General features: G+C 74.0%; 17 protein-coding genes. 7 read left to right on the plus strand and 10 right to left on the minus strand.

Features of this window, described 5'->3' with window-relative positions; all coding sequences use genetic code 11:
* Positions 1–92 precede the first annotated feature (92 nt).
* From HTZ82_RS03100 to HTZ82_RS03115, 4 genes are all read right to left on the minus strand, one after another.
* Positions 93–887, minus strand: coding sequence for a hypothetical protein (locus HTZ82_RS03100; protein ID WP_175407696.1), 795 nt, complete (start codon positions 885–887; stop codon positions 93–95).
* Complete coding sequence (locus HTZ82_RS03105; RefSeq protein WP_175407697.1) at positions 887–2,179, minus strand: VWA domain-containing protein; 1,293 nt, start codon at positions 2,177–2,179, stop codon at positions 887–889. Before HTZ82_RS03105 ends, HTZ82_RS03100 begins: the two co-directional genes overlap by 1 nt.
* A gap of 63 nt (positions 2,180–2,242) precedes the next feature.
* Positions 2,243–3,163, minus strand: a complete 921-nt coding sequence (locus tag HTZ82_RS03110; protein WP_175407698.1) for a class I SAM-dependent methyltransferase — start codon at positions 3,161–3,163, stop codon at positions 2,243–2,245.
* Positions 3,160–4,152 carry an AraC family transcriptional regulator gene (locus tag HTZ82_RS03115; RefSeq protein WP_175407699.1) on the minus strand — a complete coding sequence of 331 codons (993 nt, stop codon included), beginning with the start codon at positions 4,150–4,152 and terminating at the stop codon, positions 3,160–3,162. Before HTZ82_RS03115 ends, HTZ82_RS03110 begins: the two co-directional genes overlap by 4 nt.
* Before the next feature lie 81 nt (positions 4,153–4,233).
* Between HTZ82_RS03115 and HTZ82_RS03120 the strand changes: the two genes are divergently transcribed.
* On the plus strand, positions 4,234–5,088 hold the full coding sequence (locus tag HTZ82_RS03120; RefSeq protein ID WP_175407700.1) for an NmrA family transcriptional regulator: 855 nt from the start codon (positions 4,234–4,236) through the stop codon (positions 5,086–5,088).
* 21 nt (positions 5,089–5,109) lie between these two features.
* On the opposite strand, the gene HTZ82_RS03125 is transcribed toward HTZ82_RS03120, so the two are convergent.
* Positions 5,110–5,415 (minus strand): 4a-hydroxytetrahydrobiopterin dehydratase, encoded by a 306-nt coding sequence (locus HTZ82_RS03125; RefSeq protein WP_175407701.1) that lies wholly within the window; start codon positions 5,413–5,415, stop codon positions 5,110–5,112.
* A gap of 115 nt (positions 5,416–5,530) precedes the next feature.
* Here HTZ82_RS03125 and HTZ82_RS03130 point away from each other — a divergent pair, with 115 nt between their 5' ends.
* Entirely contained in the window at positions 5,531–6,337 is an 807-nt protein-coding gene (locus tag HTZ82_RS03130; protein ID WP_175407702.1) for a helix-turn-helix domain-containing protein, read from the plus strand.
* Positions 6,338–6,349: 12 nt separating this feature from the next.
* Here the strand turns inward: HTZ82_RS03130 and HTZ82_RS03135 are convergent, their stop codons facing one another.
* Entirely contained in the window at positions 6,350–6,766 is a 417-nt protein-coding gene (locus HTZ82_RS03135) for a hypothetical protein (protein WP_175407703.1), read from the minus strand.
* A 321-nt stretch (positions 6,767–7,087) separates the two neighbouring features.
* On the opposite strand from HTZ82_RS03135, the gene tdh reads away from it, so the two are divergent.
* The 3 genes from tdh to HTZ82_RS03150 are packed head-to-tail and all read left to right on the plus strand — an operon-like array spanning position 7,088 to position 10,316.
* On the plus strand, positions 7,088–8,116 hold the full coding sequence (tdh, locus tag HTZ82_RS03140) for an L-threonine 3-dehydrogenase (RefSeq protein ID WP_175407704.1): 1,029 nt from the start codon (positions 7,088–7,090) through the stop codon (positions 8,114–8,116).
* Positions 8,117–8,146: 30 nt separating this feature from the next.
* On the plus strand, positions 8,147–9,340 hold the full coding sequence (locus HTZ82_RS03145; protein WP_175407705.1) for a glycine C-acetyltransferase: 1,194 nt from the start codon (positions 8,147–8,149) through the stop codon (positions 9,338–9,340).
* Positions 9,341–9,392: 52 nt separating this feature from the next.
* Entirely contained in the window at positions 9,393–10,316 is a 924-nt protein-coding gene (locus HTZ82_RS03150; protein ID WP_175407706.1) for a LysR family transcriptional regulator, read from the plus strand.
* Between the two features lie 93 nt (positions 10,317–10,409).
* Here the strand turns inward: HTZ82_RS03150 and HTZ82_RS03155 are convergent, their stop codons facing one another.
* Positions 10,410–11,408, minus strand: a complete 999-nt coding sequence (locus tag HTZ82_RS03155) for an Acg family FMN-binding oxidoreductase (RefSeq protein WP_175407707.1) — start codon at positions 11,406–11,408, stop codon at positions 10,410–10,412.
* Positions 11,409–11,555: 147 nt separating this feature from the next.
* Here HTZ82_RS03155 and HTZ82_RS03160 point away from each other — a divergent pair, with 147 nt between their 5' ends.
* Positions 11,556–12,068 (plus strand): hypothetical protein, encoded by a 513-nt coding sequence (locus HTZ82_RS03160; RefSeq protein WP_175407708.1) that lies wholly within the window; start codon positions 11,556–11,558, stop codon positions 12,066–12,068.
* Positions 12,069–12,104: 36 nt separating this feature from the next.
* On the plus strand, positions 12,105–12,479 hold the full coding sequence (locus HTZ82_RS03165; protein WP_175407709.1) for a hypothetical protein: 375 nt from the start codon (positions 12,105–12,107) through the stop codon (positions 12,477–12,479).
* A gap of 4 nt (positions 12,480–12,483) precedes the next feature.
* Here HTZ82_RS03165 and HTZ82_RS03170 read toward each other — a convergent pair whose 3' ends face one another.
* The 3 genes from HTZ82_RS03170 to HTZ82_RS03180 form a co-directional block, all read right to left on the minus strand.
* A complete protein-coding gene (locus HTZ82_RS03170; RefSeq protein ID WP_175407710.1) occupies positions 12,484–13,575 on the minus strand; it encodes a DNA alkylation repair protein in 1,092 nt (363 codons plus the stop codon).
* Between the two features lie 104 nt (positions 13,576–13,679).
* On the minus strand, positions 13,680–15,761 hold the full coding sequence (locus HTZ82_RS03175; protein ID WP_175407711.1) for a phage holin family protein: 2,082 nt from the start codon (positions 15,759–15,761) through the stop codon (positions 13,680–13,682).
* Between the two features lie 138 nt (positions 15,762–15,899).
* Complete coding sequence (locus HTZ82_RS03180; RefSeq protein WP_175407712.1) at positions 15,900–16,304, minus strand: hypothetical protein; 405 nt, start codon at positions 16,302–16,304, stop codon at positions 15,900–15,902.
* Between the last annotated feature and the right edge of the window lie 133 nt (positions 16,305–16,437).

Consider the following 16,437-nt stretch of genomic DNA (forward strand, 5'->3'; position numbering starts at 1 on the left):
GGGCGCGCGGTGCCCGAACACCGCGCGCTCGCCCCGTGGGCCGCAAGACGTGACCCGTAACCCCGTACCCCGTACCCCGTACCGCGTGCCGGTCAGCCGCGTGGGCCGCCCGGCGCCCCGGCGGGGCGGCCGTTGCCACGCGTCAGGGTGTAGCCCCAGATGCCCGCGAGGGCCGCCAGAGCGGCGCCGCCCGCGGTCCAGAGCCAGCGGGTCGACCACCAGCCGGACGCCCAGCCGTCCTCCGGCTCGACGGTGGCCGACGAGCCCTGCACGAGCGGCGTCGACAGCCGCCCGTCCACGGCCGCGGCGGCGCCCGCGTCGTCGACGGACACGTCGAGCGCCGCGTCGAAGGGCAGGCCGATGTCGGTGGCGGCCAGGCCCACCGCGGTCAGACGGACGTAGTAGGCGCCGGGCAGCGGGTCGTTCGACCAGGGCTCGGCCAGGGCGCGGACGGTCCTCAGATGGCAGGTCAGCTCCACGGACGCGGCGTCCGCCGCGAGCGACCGTGAGTCGCTTCCGTAACGGCACGCCTGGCGGCGGCGCAGTCCGTCGTACACGTCGATCCGCCAGGTGGTGCCCGCCTGGCGGGCGGACGACTCGGGGAGCGTGACGGTGGCGCGTACGGTGGCGCGGTGACCGGCGTCGGCGGGGAACTGCCAGTACAGGTAGTCGCCGGTCGACGCCTGCGCGGTGGCCCGCTGGCCGGGGCGCACGGCGGTGGCGGCCCGGAAGGACGTACCCGCCTCGGTCGGCGCGGGCGGTTCACCGTCCGTGCCCGCCGACGCGCTGGGCGTCGGCGCGGCGGTGGCCGTGCCGGGGGCGGCGAGGCCGAGCAGGGCGGCGCCGGCGAGCAGCGCGGCCGTGGTGAGATTCCGTACCGTACGCATCAGTTGGTCCTCCAGACGGTGACGCGCCAGCGCGAGATCCAGCCCCACAGCAGTCCGGCGAGGAAGCCGGCGAGCACGAGGGCGCCCAGGAACCACCAGCCCCGGCCCAGGCCGAAGAAGGCCGGGTCGCCGGCCGTGTCGGGGCCGTCGACGACGGCGATGCTCAGCTCGACGGGGAGGCCGGGGGTGGTCTTGACGGAGGCGGGCGCGGAGAAGGAGTTGCTGACGCGCAGGCACACGGTCTCCGCGGCGGGCTTCGCGTCGGTGTCGGTGTCGGCGTCCTCGATGTCCGGCTTGGGGTAGCGCAGGCCTGTCGAGACGACGTCGGTGCGGCCGTCGCCGGCCGCCTCGCCGCGTACGATCTCCCGCCCGGCGAGCGTGGAGGCGCGGAGCAGGACGCCGTAGTCGCGGTTGACGGCGCGGTCGGCGGCGATGCTCACCGAGGCGCGCAGCTCCTGGCCCGGCACGACCTCGACCCGGTACCAGCGGTGCTGGCCGAACGACTCGCGGTCCGTGTACAGGCCGGGCTGGAGGACGGGCGCCTCGGCGCACGCGTCGGCGCCCCGGGTCGCGACGGGCGTGACCACCGGCTTGGCCGCGCGGTCGACCAATTGGCTGACGCGTTCGGAGAGTTCGTCGGTGTGCCGCACCGATGTGTAGGTTCCGCCGGTGGCCTCGGCGATGCAGACGAGCTGGGCACGGGTCTTGGCGTCCGGGACCAGGCCGAGCGTGTCGATGGTGAGGTGGATGCCCTTGGCGGCGATCTCGCGGGCGACCTCGCAGGGGTCGAGGGGCGCGCAGGTGTCCTCTCCGTCCGTGATGAGGACGATCCTGCGGGTCGCGTCGCCGCCCTCCAGGTCCTTCGCGGCGGCGAGCAGGGCGGGACCGATGGGCGTCCAGCCGGTGGGGGTCAGGGTGGCGACGGCGGTCTTGGCCTCCGTACGGTCCAGCGGGCCCACCGGGTAGAGCTGCCGGGTGTCCTTGCAGCCCTCCTTGCGGTCCTTGCCGGGGTAGTCGGCGCCGAGGGTGCGGATACCGAGCCGCACCTCGGCCGGGACGGCGTCGAGCACCTCGTTGAACGCCTGCTTCGCCGCCGCCATCCGGGACTGCCCGTCGATGTCGCGGGCCCGCATGGATCCGCTGACGTCGAGGACGAGTTCGACCTTGGGCGCTTCCTTCGTGCCGGCGCCCGGCTCCCCGTCGTCGGCCCAGGCGGCGACCGGGGACAGCCCGCCCGTCAGTGTGACCAGCAGGCCGCACACCGCGGCCGCCAGTCGCTTTCGTGTGATCATCGCCGGATCATATTGACCGCGACGACCGCACCCCAACTCGCGGCCGGTACGCCCCCGCTCGCGTCAGGAGGTCGTGCGGCGCGCGGTGTGGACGGTGCGGGCCGCGAGGAGGTGGACGTCCGGGCGCCGGTGGAGGCTCGCCGGGTCGGCGGGGTCGAGGAGGCGGTCGAGGGTCGCGAGGTCGTCGGCGGCGATACGGTCGGCCAGGCCCGTGCGGTGGCGGGTGAAGGCCTCGACGACGTGTTCGCGTACGGCGGCCGGGACCGGCGCGGGGATGTCCAGGAGGAAGGTGCGCGTGCCGCTGGGTGCGAGGCCGGCGGCGGTGAGGAGGGCCCGCCAGTCCTCGGTCTCGGCGCGTGCGCCGGGCAGTTCGGCGCGCATGTCGGTGAACCAGTCGGCGGACGCGGCCTCCAGGCGTGTCTCCAGGCCCGGCAGGCCGATGCCGATGTCGCGGGGCAGGTACCGGGTCGGCAGGCCGCCCTCCGCGAGGGCGAGGAGGCCGCCGGGGCGCAGCCGCCCCGCGAGGGCCGCGAGGGCGGCGGCCTGGTCGCCCAGGTGGTGCACGGACTCGCCGGCCCACACCAGGTCGGCCTCGCCCAGGGCCTCGACGTCCTGGGGCAGTTCCGCCAGGAGGGTCGTCACGCCGCGCGCCGCCGCGCGCTCCAGGAGTTCGGGCGTCGCGTCGACGGCGACGACCTCCGCGTACGGGAACGCCTCGGCCAGCAGGCCGGACAGGACGCCCGGACCGCTGCCGACGTCCAGGACGCGGCGTACCCCGCCCATCGGCACGAGTTCGGCGAGCCAGGACATCGCCTGCCGGTACATCGGGGTCCTCAGCTCCGCGCCGCGCTCCAGGAGCGGGAGCATGGCGTTCCAGTCCATCTGGGTGGTGTCGTGGTGGTGGTGATGATGGCCGTGGCCCTTGTGGTCGTGGGTCTTGTGGTCGTGGCTCTTGCCGTCGTGGCTCTTACCGTCGTGGGTCATGGGGACAGCGTGCTGGGCGTCCGCCCGCGGTGCGAGGAACCGTGCCGTTCCGGCAACACGGCGCCCCGGTACTCCTGCGGGCTGACGCCCCGTACGCGTTTGAAGGCGGCGCTGAACGCGAACGCACCGCCGTACCCGACCTGGCGGGCGATGCGCTCCACCGTCTGGTCCGTCTCGCGCAGCAGGTCCGCGGCGAGCGTGAGCCGCCAGCCCGTCAGGTACGTCATCGGGGGCTCCCCCACCAGCTCCGTGAACCGCCGTGCGAGCGCGGCCCGCGACACCCCGGCCTTCGCCGCGAGCGAGGCGACGGTCCACGGATGCGCGGGCTCGTCCTGAAGCAGCCGCAGGGCCGTGCCGACCACCGGGTCGCCCATGGCCCGGTACCAGGCGGGCGCCGCCGCCTCGGGGCGGGCGAACCAGGTCCGTACGGCGGCGATGAGCAGCAGGTCCAGGACCCGGTCGAGCACGACGCTCTGGCCGGGTTCGTCGCGGCTGATCTCCTCCTCCAGGACGGGCGTCAGGGGGCAGGTCCAGGCGTCGGCGGGCAGATGCAGCAGCGGCGGCAGCGCGTCGAGCAGTCTGCGGCTGACCTCGCTCTCCATGCGGTACGTGCCGACGAGCACGCTGTCCCGCCCGTCCGGGGCGTTGCCCCAGGTCCGTACACCGAGGCGCATCGTCTCCTCCAGCGGCTCCCCGTACAGGGTGTGGCAGGTGCCGCCGGGCCCGATGAGCGCCCGGGGCGCCGTGCCGGAGGCGTCGGCGACCGTGTACGGGGCGGGGCCGCGCGCGATGGCGAGGTCGCCCGGGCGCAGCCGCACCGGTGCGCCGCCTCCGTCCCGGGCGATCCACGCCTCGCCGCGGCTGACGCACATCACGCACAGCGGCGCCCGGTCGTCGACCCGTACCGACCAGGGCGGGGCCATCACCATCCGCAGCAGGAAGGCCCCTCGGGCCCGGGGTCCGTCGAGCAGTCCGGCCAGCGCGTCCATGCGTCGAGCGTAGACGTACGCGTAGGGAGACGAGCCTCTGGAGCATGGAGCGTCCAGCCGCCCCTCGCGAAGCTTGTCGTCATGGACGAGAAGGAGAACAAGGGCATGACCGTGCTGGTGACGGCGGCGACCGGCAAGACCGGGCGCCGTGTGGCGGAGCGGCTGACGGGCCTCGGCCTGACCGTGCGGGCGGGGTCGCGTACGGGCGGGACGACGCCCTTCGACTGGGAGGACCCCGCGACGTGGGGCCCGGCCCTGCGCGGTGCGGACGCGGCGTACGTGGCGTACTACCCCGACCTGGCGGCGCCGGGCGCGGTGGAGGCCCTGGACGGGTTCGGGCGGCTCGCGGCCGGGGCGGGGGTGCGGCGCCTCGTGCTGCTGTCCGGGCGCGGGGAGCCGGGGGCGGCGCGGGCGGAGGAGGCGCTGCGCGCGGCGGCGGGGCGGGGCGTGGAACTCACCGTCGTACGGGCCGCGTTCTTCGTGCAGAACTTCACCGAGGGGCTGCTGGCGGAGGGGGTCGCGGCGGGTGAGGTCGCGTTCCCGGCGGGGTCCACGGCCGAGCCGTTCGTGGACGCCGGCGACGTGGCGGACGTCGTCGTGGCCGCGCTGACGGAGGACGGGCACGCCGGGGCGGTCCACGAACTGACGGGGCCTCGGCTGCTGACGTTCGCGGAGGCCGCGGCGGAGTGCGGGGCCGCCGCGGGCCGCGCGGTGCGGTACGTGCCGGTGACGGCGGACCAGTACGCGGCGGCGCTCGGTGCGTACGGGCTGCCGGAGGCGGAGGCGGCGTGGGTGGCGGGGCTGTTCGCGAGCCTCCTGGACGGCCACAACGCGTCCGTGACGGACGGGGTGCGGCGGGTGCTGGGGCGTGAGCCGCGGGGCTTCACCGAGGCGGTGAGCACCGCCCCGAGCACCGCGTCCACGCCCGCCGCGTGACGTGCGGTCCGTTCCGTGGCGTCAGGCGGCGCCGTGGGTCGTGGCGATGGCGTCGACCCGGGACGCGAGTTCGAAGTCGCGGTCCGTGACGGCGCCGCCCGCGTCGTGGGTGTTCACGGACAGGGCGACCGTGTTGTAGCCGAGGGTGAGGTCGGAGTGGTGGTTCAGCTCGTCCTGGATACGGGCGATGTGGACGACCATCGCGGTCGCCGCGAAGTGCGTGGACAGACGGTACGTGCGGGCGATCCGGTCGCCCGCGAGCGACCAGCCGGGCAGTTCGCGCAGCCGGTCCTCGATCTCCTTCTGCGACAGCGGTTCGGTGGGCATGTGCTCCGCTCCCTTCCCGTTCGGTGACGGCGGCCGTGGTGGAGATCTCCCGACCTTACGGTCCCCGGGCCCCGCGCCCGTGGTCAACACGGCCGTCTCGGCTACCGTCTGCGGTATGACAACTGTCGCGTCGCGTACGGGAGTAGGGCCGCTGCTGCGGGGCTGGCGTGAGCGGCGGCGGCTGAGCCAGCTGGAGCTGGCGCTGCGCGCGGACTCGTCGGCCCGGCACATCTCGTTCGTCGAGACGGGCCGGTCCCGCCCGAGCGAGGCGATGATCCTGCGGCTCGCCGAACACCTCGACGTGCCCGTACGGGAGCGGAACGCGCTGCTGCTGGCGGCCGGGTACGCGCCGCGGTACGGCGAGTCGGCGCTGGACGCCCCGGAGCTGGGCACGCTGCGGGAGGGCATCGAACGGCTGCTCGCGGGCTACGACCCGTACCCGGCGATCGTGGTGGACGGCTCGTACGCGGTGCTGGCCGCCAACGGCGGCGCGGCGCTGCTGCTGGACGGGCTGCCCGCGCATCTGCTGGAGGCCCCGAACGCCATGCGGATCACGCTGCACCCGGAGGGGCTCGCGCCGCGCATCCGCAACCTGCGGGAGTGGCGGGGGCATCTGCTGGCGCAGATGGAGCGGCAGATCGCCCTGGTGCGGTCCGAGCCGCTGCGGGCCCTGTACGAGGAGGTCGCCGCGTATCCCGTGCCGGGCACGGCGCCGGACGACCGGGACGACGCCACCCCGTACCCGTACTTCGCCCTTCCGCTGCGCATCGAGGTGGCGGGCCGGGTGCTGTCGTTCGTGTCGTCGATCTCGACGTTCAACACGCCGATGGACGTGACGGTCGCCGAGCTGGCCATCGAGACGCTTCTGCCGGCCGACCCGGAGACCGCCGCGTTCCTGCGGTCCCTGCCCGCGGCCGGGTAGGGCGGTTCCGGCTCAGCGGTCGCCCGCGCGCAGGGCCGACCACTGGAGCGCCGCGAACCCGGCCACGGTCGCGGCCTGCGCCGGGATCCACAGCGCGCCCGCGGTGGTGGGCTCCAGCCAGGCGACGAGCGCGACGACGCTGAGGACCGTCCACAGGACGTTGGCGTCCACGACGAGCTTCACGGCGGTGGCGGGCGGCTGCGGCCGGGACGCGACGAGGCCGACGGCGGCCGCGTACGCGACGAGGAAGACGCCGAGGCCCAGCAGCAGTGCGGCGTCGATGCCGAGGAGCCGTCCCAGCGGCCCGGACGCGGCCGCGTAGGCCAGTGCGTTGGCTCCGGTGACGACGGCGTCGACTGCGAGGAAGCGCCGCAGCATGGTCCGCGGTTCGGTGGTGCGGGAGAGGCCGGCGAGCAGGGCGTGGGACATGGCGGATCAACCTCCATCGAGGGCGTAGGGGGCGTAGGGGGCGTACGGGTGCACGGAAGGGGGCCGGGTACCGGGCGGAGCGCGCGCCGCCCGGGCCCCGGTGATCTCCACGATGCCGGGCCGGGCGGGCCCGGTCCATTACCCCTCGGGTAATGCGCCCGGCCTTGGCCGGTCACCCGGTCGGCGGGGGCGTGTGAAGCTGGGCTGTTGGACCGCTTAAGAAAACCTCGATGGACGCGGCGGTCCCGTCTCGGCAGATTGGGTCGCGTTCACCATCTGCACTTTTCCCGCAGCCCTTTTCCCGCAATGGAGCCGCCCCAGATGAAGGCCCTCGTCAAGCACAAGGCCGAGCCCGGCCTCTGGCTCATGGACGTCCCCGAGCCGGAGTACGGAGCGGGGGACGTGCTCATCAAGGTGCTCCGCACCGGCATCTGCGGCACCGATCTCCACATCCGGTCCTGGGACGGCTGGGCGCGGCAGGCCGTGTCGACGCCGCTCGTCCTGGGCCATGAGTTCGTGGGCGAGGTCGCGGCCGTGGGCGCCGACGTGCAGGACATCAAGGCCGGCGACCTCGTCAGCGGCGAGGGCCACCTGGTGTGCGGCAAGTGCCGCAACTGCCTGGCGGGCCGGCGTCATCTGTGCCGCGCGACGATCGGCCTGGGCGTGGGCCGGAACGGCGCGTTCGCCGAGTACGTGGCGCTGCCCGCGTCGAACGTGTGGGTGCACCGGACGAAGGTGGACCTCGACATCGCGGCGATCTTCGACCCGTTCGGCAACGCCGTGCACACCGCGCTGTCGTTCCCGCTGGTCGGTGAGGACGTGCTGATCACCGGCGCCGGTCCCATCGGCATCATGGCGGCGGCCGTCGCCAGGCACGCGGGCGCCCGCAACGTCGTGATCACGGATGTGAGCGAGCCGCGCCTCGAACTGGCCCGCAAGGCGGGCGCGACGCTCGCCGTGAACGTCGCGCGGAGCAGCATCGCCGACGCGCAGCGGCAACTGGGGCTGCGCGAGGGCTTCGACATCGGCCTGGAGATGTCCGGCCGCCCGGAGGCCATGCGGGACATGGTCGCGAACATGACGCACGGCGGCCGCATCGCCATGCTGGGCCTGCCCGCGGAGGAGTTCCCGGTCGACTGGGCGAAGATCGTCACCTCGATGATCACGGTCAAGGGCATCTACGGCCGGGAGATGTTCGAGACCTGGTACGCGATGACGGTGCTGCTGGAGGGCGGCCTCGACCTCAGCCCCGTCATCACCGGGAAGTACGCGTACAAGGACTTCGACGCCGCGTTCGACGAGGCGTCCACGGCCCGCAGCGGCAAGATCATCCTCGACTGGACCGTCTGACCTCCTCCCTCCCTTCTAGGAGCACCCTTCATGTTCGCGTCCGTTCGTGACGAACTCCGCACCACCATCGACGAGATCCGCGACGCCGGGCTGTACAAGCCCGAGCGGGTCATCGGCACGCCGCAGTCCGCGTCCGTCGCCGTCACCGCGGGCGGTGCGCCCGGTGACGTACTGAACTTCTGCGCCAACAACTACCTGGGCCTGGCCGACCACCCCGAGGTCGTCGCCGCCGCCAAGGACGCCCTGGACCGCTGGGGCTACGGCATGGCGTCGGTGCGGTTCATCTGCGGCACGCAGGACGTCCACAAGGAGCTGGAGCAGCGGCTCTCGGCGTTCCTGGGGCAGGAGGACACGATCCTCTACTCGTCCTGCTTCGACGCCAACGGCGGTGTCTTCGAGACCCTGCTGGGCCCCGAGGACGCGGTGATCTCCGACGCCCTCAACCACGCGTCGATCATCGACGGCATCCGGCTGTCCAAGGCCGCCCGCCACCGCTACGCCAACCGTGACATGGGCGAGCTGGAGGCCAGGCTGAAGGAGGCGTCCGGGGCGCGCCGGAAGCTGATCGTCACGGACGGCGTGTTCTCGATGGACGGCTACGTGGCGCCGCTCAAGGAGATCTGCGACCTCGCCGACCGGTACGACGCGATGGTGATGGTCGACGACTCGCACGCCGTCGGGTTCGTCGGCGCGGGCGGCCGCGGTACGCCGGAGCTGCACGGGGTCATGGACCGGGTCGACATCATCACGGGCACGCTCGGCAAGGCGCTGGGCGGCGCGTCCGGCGGTTACGTCGCCGCGCGGGCCGAGATCGTCGAGCTGCTGCGCCAGCGTTCGCGCCCGTACCTGTTCTCGAACTCGCTCGCGCCGGTGATCGCCGCCGCGTCGCTGAAGGTCCTGGACCTGCTGGAGTCGGCGGGCGACCTGCGCGAGAAGCTCGACGCGAACACGAAGCTGTTCCGTACTCGGATGGCGGAGGAGGGCTTCGAGATCCTGCCCGGCGAGCACGCGATCGCGCCCGTGATGATCGGGGACGCGGCGAAGGCGGGCCGCATGGCGGAGCTGCTCCTGGAGCGGGGCGTGTACGTGATCGGGTTCTCGTACCCGGTGGTCCCGATGGGCCAGGCCCGGATCCGGGTCCAGCTGTCGGCGGCGCACTCCACGGCGGACGTGGAGCGGGCGGTCGCGGCGTTCGTGGAAGCCCGGGCGGCCATGGAGGCGTGAGAGGCCCTGGTGACCTGCGCGGTGACCTGCGCGGCTGAGTGACAATGGCAGGGTGATCGACCCCCGCCGGCTGCGCGTCCTGCGGGCGGCGGCGGACCACCGTACGGTGACCGCCGCCGCCGCAGCGCTGTACCTCACGCCGTCCGCCGTCTCCCAGCAGCTCGCCGCGCTGGAGCAGGAGACCGGGCACACCCTGCTGACCCGCAGCGGCAAGGGGGTGCGGCTCACCCCGGCCGGTGAGATCCTGCTGGACCATGCCAACGAGGTCCTGGCGCAGTTGGAGCGGGCCGAGGCGGAGCTCGCGGCGTACGCGGGCGGTACGGCGGGCGAGGTGACGGTCGCGGCGTTCGCGACGGGCATCGCGGAGGTGCTGGCTCCGGCGATCGGCCGGCTGGCCGGGCGGCATCCGGGCATCCGGCTGCGGGTGCGGGACGCGGAGGGCGACGAGTCGCTGCCGATGGTCCTGGACGGCGAGGCGGACCTGGCGCTCGCGGTGGAGTACCGGGGTGCGCCGCGGGAGGGCGACCGGCGGCTGGCGCGTGTGCCGCTGTACGCGGAGCCCTTCGACGCGGTGCTGCACGCGGGGCATCCGCGGGCGCGGGTGCCGGAGGTGGCGCTGTCGGACCTGGCGGGCAGCGACTGGATCGGCCAGTCGGCCGGGAACCCGTGCCACGACATGGTGCTGCTGGCCTGCGAGCTGGCGGGCTTCGAGCCGCGCCTGGTGCATGTGTCGGACGACTTCCGCGCGGTGGTCGCGCTGGCGGGCGCGGGGGTGGGGGTCGCGCTCGTGCCGCGCTCGGCGCTGCGCGGGATCGAGCTGAAGGACGTGGTGGTGCGGCCGGTGGCGGGGCCGGCCGCGTTCCGCCGGGTGTTCGCGGCGGTGCGCAGGGGCGCGGAGGACCATCCGCTGATCCGGCCGGTGCTGGACGCGCTGGCGGAGTCGGCGCAGGGCCTGCCGTCGGCGCGGGGCGGCTGATCGGCGGTCGCGGCGCGGCCCGTATCCGGGAGCGGTGAGCGTGCGCCGCCGTGGCGGTGACGGTGGCGGTCCGGGCCGTGTCGGCACGGCTCCTCAGGAGATGTCGAGCACCTCGTCCACGGGCCGGCGCGGCGTCGCGGGTCCTGTTTCGCCGTATCCCAGCCGTAGCACCATCTGGACGAATCCCATCGCCGACTGCGGGTCGCGTACGGCCCAGCGCAGCTCGGGCCATTCGAGTGCGTGGGAGGTGAGCGAGGTGGCCAGCCCGTCCAGGGTCGCCTGGAGCAGGACGCGTTCCATCGCCTGCCCCGCGATCAGCCAGTCCCGCGGCTGGTCGCCGGCCGTGCCCAGCAGGGCGAGGTGAGGGTGGCTCTCGAACGTCGCGGTGCCGCGGCCCGGCACGGGGCGCCGGCCCGCGAAGTCCCGTACGGGAGCCTTTCCGCCGTGCTTGCCGGGGCCGAAGGCGTACGCCGGGATTCCGTCGGGCGCCGTGTCGGAGGTGCCCGCGTCCGTATGCGTCCAGCGGGCGGTGTCGGCGTCGAGGCCGGTCTCCGCGTCGCCGAGTGCGTCCCGTCCCTCGGCGTCGTGGACCAGGTCCAGGACGGACTCCACGTGCCATGAGGCCGGGAAGACGAGCCGGGCCCCTTCGAGGAGCGCGGCTCCGCGCAGGCCGTCCCGGATCGCTTCGGGCGGCTCCTCCTCCGAGAACGGGTAGCGGCTGGTGTGCCGGCGGTGGATCGCGGGATACAGCTCGGCGAGGTCCGTCCCGGGACGCACGGGGCCGGTCAGCTCCACCGTCGCGAGCAGCCGCGGGTCGGCCGGGTCGGGCAGCAGCCGGGTGCTCGGCTCCCAGCCGGCGTGCGCGGCGGCGACGCGCAGATTGAACAGGGCGGCGCCGCATCCGATGTGGAGGGCGCGGCCGGCGGGATCGGCACGCGGCAGGCCCCGCTCCGGGTCCGACCGGACGTGGAACGTACCGCCGGCGCGGTCGAAGCGGAACTTCCACGGCTGGGCGTTGTGCATCGAGGGCGCGGCGACGGCGTCGGCGACGAGTGCCTTCACGGTCGGCTCGTCGAGCGGATGTGGTGACACCGGGGACCTCCCTCCGGGAGCCGCCCGCGCTGGACAGGCGGTCCCTACCAACGGTAGTCGCGGCGCGTCTGCACAGCACCGTCGAACACCGCCGATAACGTCGCCCCGTGACCCTGACCATTCCCGGGTGCCGGACAGGAGACGGAAATGAGCTTCACCGGGCGCGAGTGGTGGACGCTCGTCCACGGCATGATCCTGGGCGCTGCCTTCCTGCTCGCCTTCGCCGGCGGTCTTGCCGAGCTGTACAGCCTCAAGCCCGCGCTGATGACCCGTGAGGGCGTGGTGGGGCGCATGCGGCGAGTCCGGACCGGGGTCGCCGCCATGGCGGTGGCGGCCTGGGGGACCGTGATCACCGGCACCTGGGTCGTCTACCCGTGGTATCGCGCGAAGACCCCGGAGAGTCCCCGGTCGCGGTTGCTCGCCGATCACGCCACGGCGGACTGGCACGAATTCGGTATGGAGTGGAAGGAACACATCGCCTGGCTGAGCCCGATCCTGGCCACGGCCGTGGTCTTCATCGTCTGGTACTACGGCCCCGGCCTGATCCGGCACGGCCGGGTACGCCGCACCACCATCGCCCTGTTCGTCCTCGCCTTTGTGTTCGCCGCGGTGGCGGGGGCCTACGGCGCCTTCATCACCAAGGTCGCACCCGTCAGATGATCAGGCTCCGAGAAGTAAGAAGGAGGAGGCCGGGCCATGGAACCCAGGAGCAGTGCGGAACCCCGCCGAGGCGGAGGTGACGAGGACTTCCCCCGCAGCGAGAAGGCCGAGGGACCGGTCTCAGCAGCGATCATCGCGGCAGGCGTCGGAGCCACCGTGCTCGGCCTTCTCACCACGCTCGCCGCGGCCTCCGAGGGCGTGTCGGACTCGTTGAACTGGAACGATGCGGTCGGTCCGCTGTCCGGCAAGTCCACTCTTGCCGTCGTGGTGTGGCTGCTGGCCTGGGGCATCCTTTACGCCCGGTTGCGCGACAAGCCGTACGAGACCGTGCGGGCCCTCGTGATCGGGCTGGTGCTCATCGCTCTGGGGGTCCTCGGGACCTTTCCGCCCTTCTTCCAGCTCTTCGCGTAGCCGGTCAGGTGCCGTCGGCCAGAAGGAACGGTACGTCCTCGCCGCGTGGTACGCCGTTGACCTGGAGCCGTACGAGGTGGACGCCGGCGTGGTAGCGGCGGGTCGTGATGGGGCGGAACGAGTGGCGGCGGGTGCCCGCCCAGCGCTCCCCGGGGGCGAGGGTGCGGGTGGTGAGCTTGAAGACCTTGGGGGTGCGGGTGCCGTTCGCCTTGACGTGGTGGATCACGTAGTCGACGACCACCGGGGACGGCCGGTCGCCCGTGTTGGTGACCTGGTAGTCGAAGACCAGGTGGTCACCGACCCGGATCTCGGCCGTGTGCAGGGTGGGACCGGTGACGTCGACGGGCGCGTCGGGGGCATGGCCGAGGAGCGTGAGGGCGGCCGCGTCGCCCGCCTTCACGAGGGTGCGCAGGCCGTGCCGGACCAGCCGCTCGGTCGTGCCGTCCGGGCGGAGCCAGCGGCTCGCGGCGGCGACGGCGGTGGCGGGGTGGTCGCGGCTGATGTCGTTGAGGTGGTTGGCGACGGACCGGCGTACGTACGCGGAGTCGTCCTGGTGGAGGGCGTCCAGCAGCGGCAGCGCGGGGGACGGGTCGGTGATCAGCTCGGGGAGCCGGGGCGCCCACGGCAGCCGGGGCCGGGTGCCCTCGCTGACGAGGCGCCGCACGTGCGGGTCGGGGTGGCCGGTCCAGGGCGTCATGGCGCGCAGGGCGCGGCCGAGGTCGGCGCGGAGGAAGGGGCGTACGGCGCTCTCGGCGGTGAGCCGCGGGGTGAGGGCGGCGAGCAGGTCCAGGGCGGGTTCGAAGACGTCGAGTCCGCGTACGGCGACCGCCTCGTTGACCGGGAACGTCATCCAGCCGGTGAAGCCGGGGTCGTCGAGCGCGGTGCGCAGGACCCGTTCGAAGTCCGGGTAGGCGTCGGGCAGATCGGTGAGGACGGCGTCCCTGACGGCGGCGGTGCGGGCGCTGAAGCTGAGCCCGTCAAGGGCGGTGGCGCATCGGCGTACGGCGTCGGCGGGCCGCCCGTCGAGCGCCCGGGTCAGCCGGTCGGCGAGGGCGTCGACGGTGGCGGCGCCGAGCAGTTCGTCTGCCAGGGGCATGGCGGCATCCTTCGCGGGCGGGTCGACAGGACCATGAATTCGAATGTGCGAGCGAATCTAGCACGGCCCTCGCCGCTCCACCGTGAGGAGAAGGCCCGTCCACGTCAGCCGTTCTTGTCCTGCGCGAGGGCGTCCGTGACCGGAAGGGCTTCGCCGTCCCGCGTTGCGCGGCGGGGCTCCTCCGTCAGCCAGCGGCGCAGCACCCGGTGGACCGCCTCCGCGCCGACCAGGGCCTCGCCGTCCGCGACCGGCGGTGCGAGCTCGGCCGGCCACACCAGGAACGCCTCCGACTGTCCTCCGCCGAGGCCGCCGTGCGAGCCGATCTGCTCCTCGAAGGCGTGCACCTGGCCGGTCAGCGGGTCGTACATCGAGTTGACCATGATGTCGGCGGCGTGCGGGAAGGAGTCGGTGCGCCGGATCGCGTCGGCGGCGCCGGGTCCGAAGGCGGCGAGCGGCCCCACGCCGTCCCTGAGGTCGTCCACCGGCGCCTCGGCGCCGTGCGGGCCGAGGACGACGGAGCCGTGCTCCTCGCTCCGCACCAGCAGGAACCCGATGCCCGGGTGGTCGGCGAGCGTGGGCAGCAGGGCCGGGTGGCGGCGGTCGATCTCCTCGCGGGACATCCGGTACGGCACGTCCGGGAAGGACACCAGGCCCAGGTTGCCGGAGGCCAGTACGACCGGACCGGCGCCGCGGGCCGGACGCTCGTCGGCGCGCTCGCCCTCCACCGGCCGGTGCAGGGCGCTGCGCAGGGCGTTGCGTGCCTCGGCACCGCTGGGGCTGTGCCGGGCGCGGCGGGGCACGGGCAGGCCGCAGCAGACCCGTACGAGATCGCGGAGCGTCAGCCCGTACGCGCTCTCGAAGGTCTCGCCGAAGCTCTGGCCGTGGTCGGAGAGCAGCACGATCCGGTACGGACGCGGGGCGTGCTCGACGGCCTTCGCGATGAGCCCGATCGCCCGGTCGAGGCGCTCCAGGACCTTCAGCGCGTCCCTGCTGTACGGCCCCGAGTGGTGGGCCACCTCGTCGTACGCCACGAGGTCGGCGTACACGGCGGTGCGCCCGGCGAGGACGTCGCCCATGACGGCGGCGACGACCACGTCCCGCTCGACGACGGTCGCGAAGGCCCGCACGAACGGGTAGAGGCCGCCGCGCCGGACCCGGGGCGTGTCGCCGCGCAGCCGGGCCCGTGCCGCCTGGCCGGTCTCGCGGCACATCTCGGCGACGAACGAGATGGCCGTGCGGGTGGCGTTGGCCGGGTCGCGGAAGTACGCGAAGTAGCCGGCGCGCGAGCGGACGCCGCGGCCGCGCCGCGCCGCCACGGACAGCACCAGGGCGAGCTGCTCCGCGCCGCCGCCGAACAGGTTGCCGCGGCTGGCGCCGTCGCCGGCGAGGAGGCCGGGGTCGCCGGTGCGCTCGGCGGCGCGGCGCTGGAGCTCGACGGCGCTGGCGGGCCGGTTGCTGACCATGTACCGGCCGGTGTCCTTCTCGTACCAGCGGAACGCGGGCACGTCGTGGTTGGTGCCGTGCAGGATGGCGAGCTGGCTGGCGCCGGTCTGGCTGGACCAGTCGGTGCGCCACGGGGTGACCCGGTGGGTGCCGGCGAGCCAGCCCGCGACGGTCGGCATCACACCGGCGGCGACGGCGTCCCGCAGGACCTGGTGGCCGACCCCGTCGAGCTGGAGGAACAGGGTGCCCGGCGGTCCGGCGGCGCCCTCGCGGGGGGCGGTGCGGTGCCGGCGGCCGGCGAGCCGGTAGAGGCGCCGCCGGTAGGCGTTGTCGTCCCGTACGGCGAGCGCCGTGGACGTCGCGGAGGCGACGGCCGACATGACGGCGGCCACGACGACCGCGTTCTCCGGGTCGGCCTCGCCGCGCCCGTCGGGGATCAGCCACAGCGCGACCAGCAGCAGCGACCCGTTCAGGAAGAACACCAGGAGGCCGAGGACGAGCGCCGGTACGAGCAGCAGCGCCCGTACGATCAGCGGCCAGACGAGCGCGCTCAGCAGACCGAACGCGCCCGCGCCCCACGCGGCGGTGACGGCGGTGCGGGTGATGCTGTCGCCGTCGTCGGACTGGAGCTGGACGTCCGGGAGGATGCCGGCGAGGACGAGCAGGGTGAGTGTGGAGACCGCCCATACGACGACGACCCGCAGCAGGCCGCCGCCGACCGTGCGCCAACGCCCGTCACCCACACGTCCGCCTTTCGCCGTGCCCCGCCACCGGCCCGGACGTCCAGCGTGGCACACCGTGCCGTGGAGCGGACGGTTTCCGGCAGGGGATCGGGCAGGGGCGGTCGGGCAGGGGAATCGGGCGGGGGAATCGGGCAGGGATCAGCAGCCGTCGTACCCGGCGGTGGGCATGGAGAGCCTGCGGTGGACGTGGGCCTTCATCCGCGCGTCGTACGCGGGCTCGTCCAGGCCGGCCGTCTCCAGCCGTACGCCGCGCCGCTCGCACTCGGCCGAAAAGGCCCGCGCCGAGGTCACGGCCCGCTCCAGGACCCGCTCGTTGGGCGCGACGAACAGGTCGACGGCGCCCGCGTCGACGTCGGCCCACAGCATCCGGTGGTCGGGGCGCAGCCCGTAGAACAGCAGCTGCCGGATGACGACATAGCCCTTGTCGGCCGCCCAGCGCTCGCACATCGCGTGCTGGCTGCGGGTGTCCACCAGGAAGGGGTCGGCGTCGAGTTCCTCGAGCGGCGTCAGACTGGCGATCGCCGCCACGCGTACGTCGTCCATGGCCCGACCCTACTCCGGACGGCCTCCTTCCGCGGAGGCGCGGGGCCTGGGATTGTGCGGCGGACACGGCCTAGGGCCTGTCTGACAATTCCCGTCGTCCGCCCGAAGGGCGGGCCCCGCGGCGTCTGGTGCG

It is taken from the genome of Streptomyces sp. TRM64462, assembly GCF_013362995.1.
Classification (GTDB): Bacteria; Actinomycetota; Actinomycetes; order Streptomycetales; family Streptomycetaceae; genus Streptomyces.

What these genes read in the sequence shown, in the direction of transcription:
- HTZ82_RS03130 (WP_175407702.1), top strand. Translation starts at nt 5,531, where the DNA reads ATGACAACTGTCGCGTCGCGTACGGGAGTAGGGCCGCTGCTGCGGGGC.
- HTZ82_RS03105 (WP_175407697.1), bottom strand. Translation starts at nt 2,179, where the DNA reads ATGATCACACGAAAGCGACTGGCGGCCGCGGTGTGCGGCCTGCTGGTC.
- tdh (WP_175407704.1), top strand. Translation starts at nt 7,088, where the DNA reads ATGAAGGCCCTCGTCAAGCACAAGGCCGAGCCCGGCCTCTGGCTCATG.
- HTZ82_RS03110 (WP_175407698.1), bottom strand. Translation starts at nt 3,163, where the DNA reads ATGACCCACGACGGTAAGAGCCACGACGGCAAGAGCCACGACCACAAG.
- HTZ82_RS03145 (WP_175407705.1), top strand. Translation starts at nt 8,147, where the DNA reads ATGTTCGCGTCCGTTCGTGACGAACTCCGCACCACCATCGACGAGATC.
- HTZ82_RS03100 (WP_175407696.1), bottom strand. Translation starts at nt 887, where the DNA reads ATGCGTACGGTACGGAATCTCACCACGGCCGCGCTGCTCGCCGGCGCC.
- HTZ82_RS03125 (WP_175407701.1), bottom strand. Translation starts at nt 5,415, where the DNA reads ATGCCCACCGAACCGCTGTCGCAGAAGGAGATCGAGGACCGGCTGCGC.
- HTZ82_RS03165 (WP_175407709.1), top strand. Translation starts at nt 12,105, where the DNA reads ATGGAACCCAGGAGCAGTGCGGAACCCCGCCGAGGCGGAGGTGACGAG.
- HTZ82_RS03180 (WP_175407712.1), bottom strand. Translation starts at nt 16,304, where the DNA reads ATGGACGACGTACGCGTGGCGGCGATCGCCAGTCTGACGCCGCTCGAG.
- HTZ82_RS03115 (WP_175407699.1), bottom strand. Translation starts at nt 4,152, where the DNA reads ATGGACGCGCTGGCCGGACTGCTCGACGGACCCCGGGCCCGAGGGGCC.
- HTZ82_RS03170 (WP_175407710.1), bottom strand. Translation starts at nt 13,575, where the DNA reads ATGCCCCTGGCAGACGAACTGCTCGGCGCCGCCACCGTCGACGCCCTC.
- HTZ82_RS03120 (WP_175407700.1), top strand. Translation starts at nt 4,234, where the DNA reads ATGGACGAGAAGGAGAACAAGGGCATGACCGTGCTGGTGACGGCGGCG.
- HTZ82_RS03135 (WP_175407703.1), bottom strand. Translation starts at nt 6,766, where the DNA reads ATGTCCCACGCCCTGCTCGCCGGCCTCTCCCGCACCACCGAACCGCGG.
- HTZ82_RS03160 (WP_175407708.1), top strand. Translation starts at nt 11,556, where the DNA reads ATGAGCTTCACCGGGCGCGAGTGGTGGACGCTCGTCCACGGCATGATC.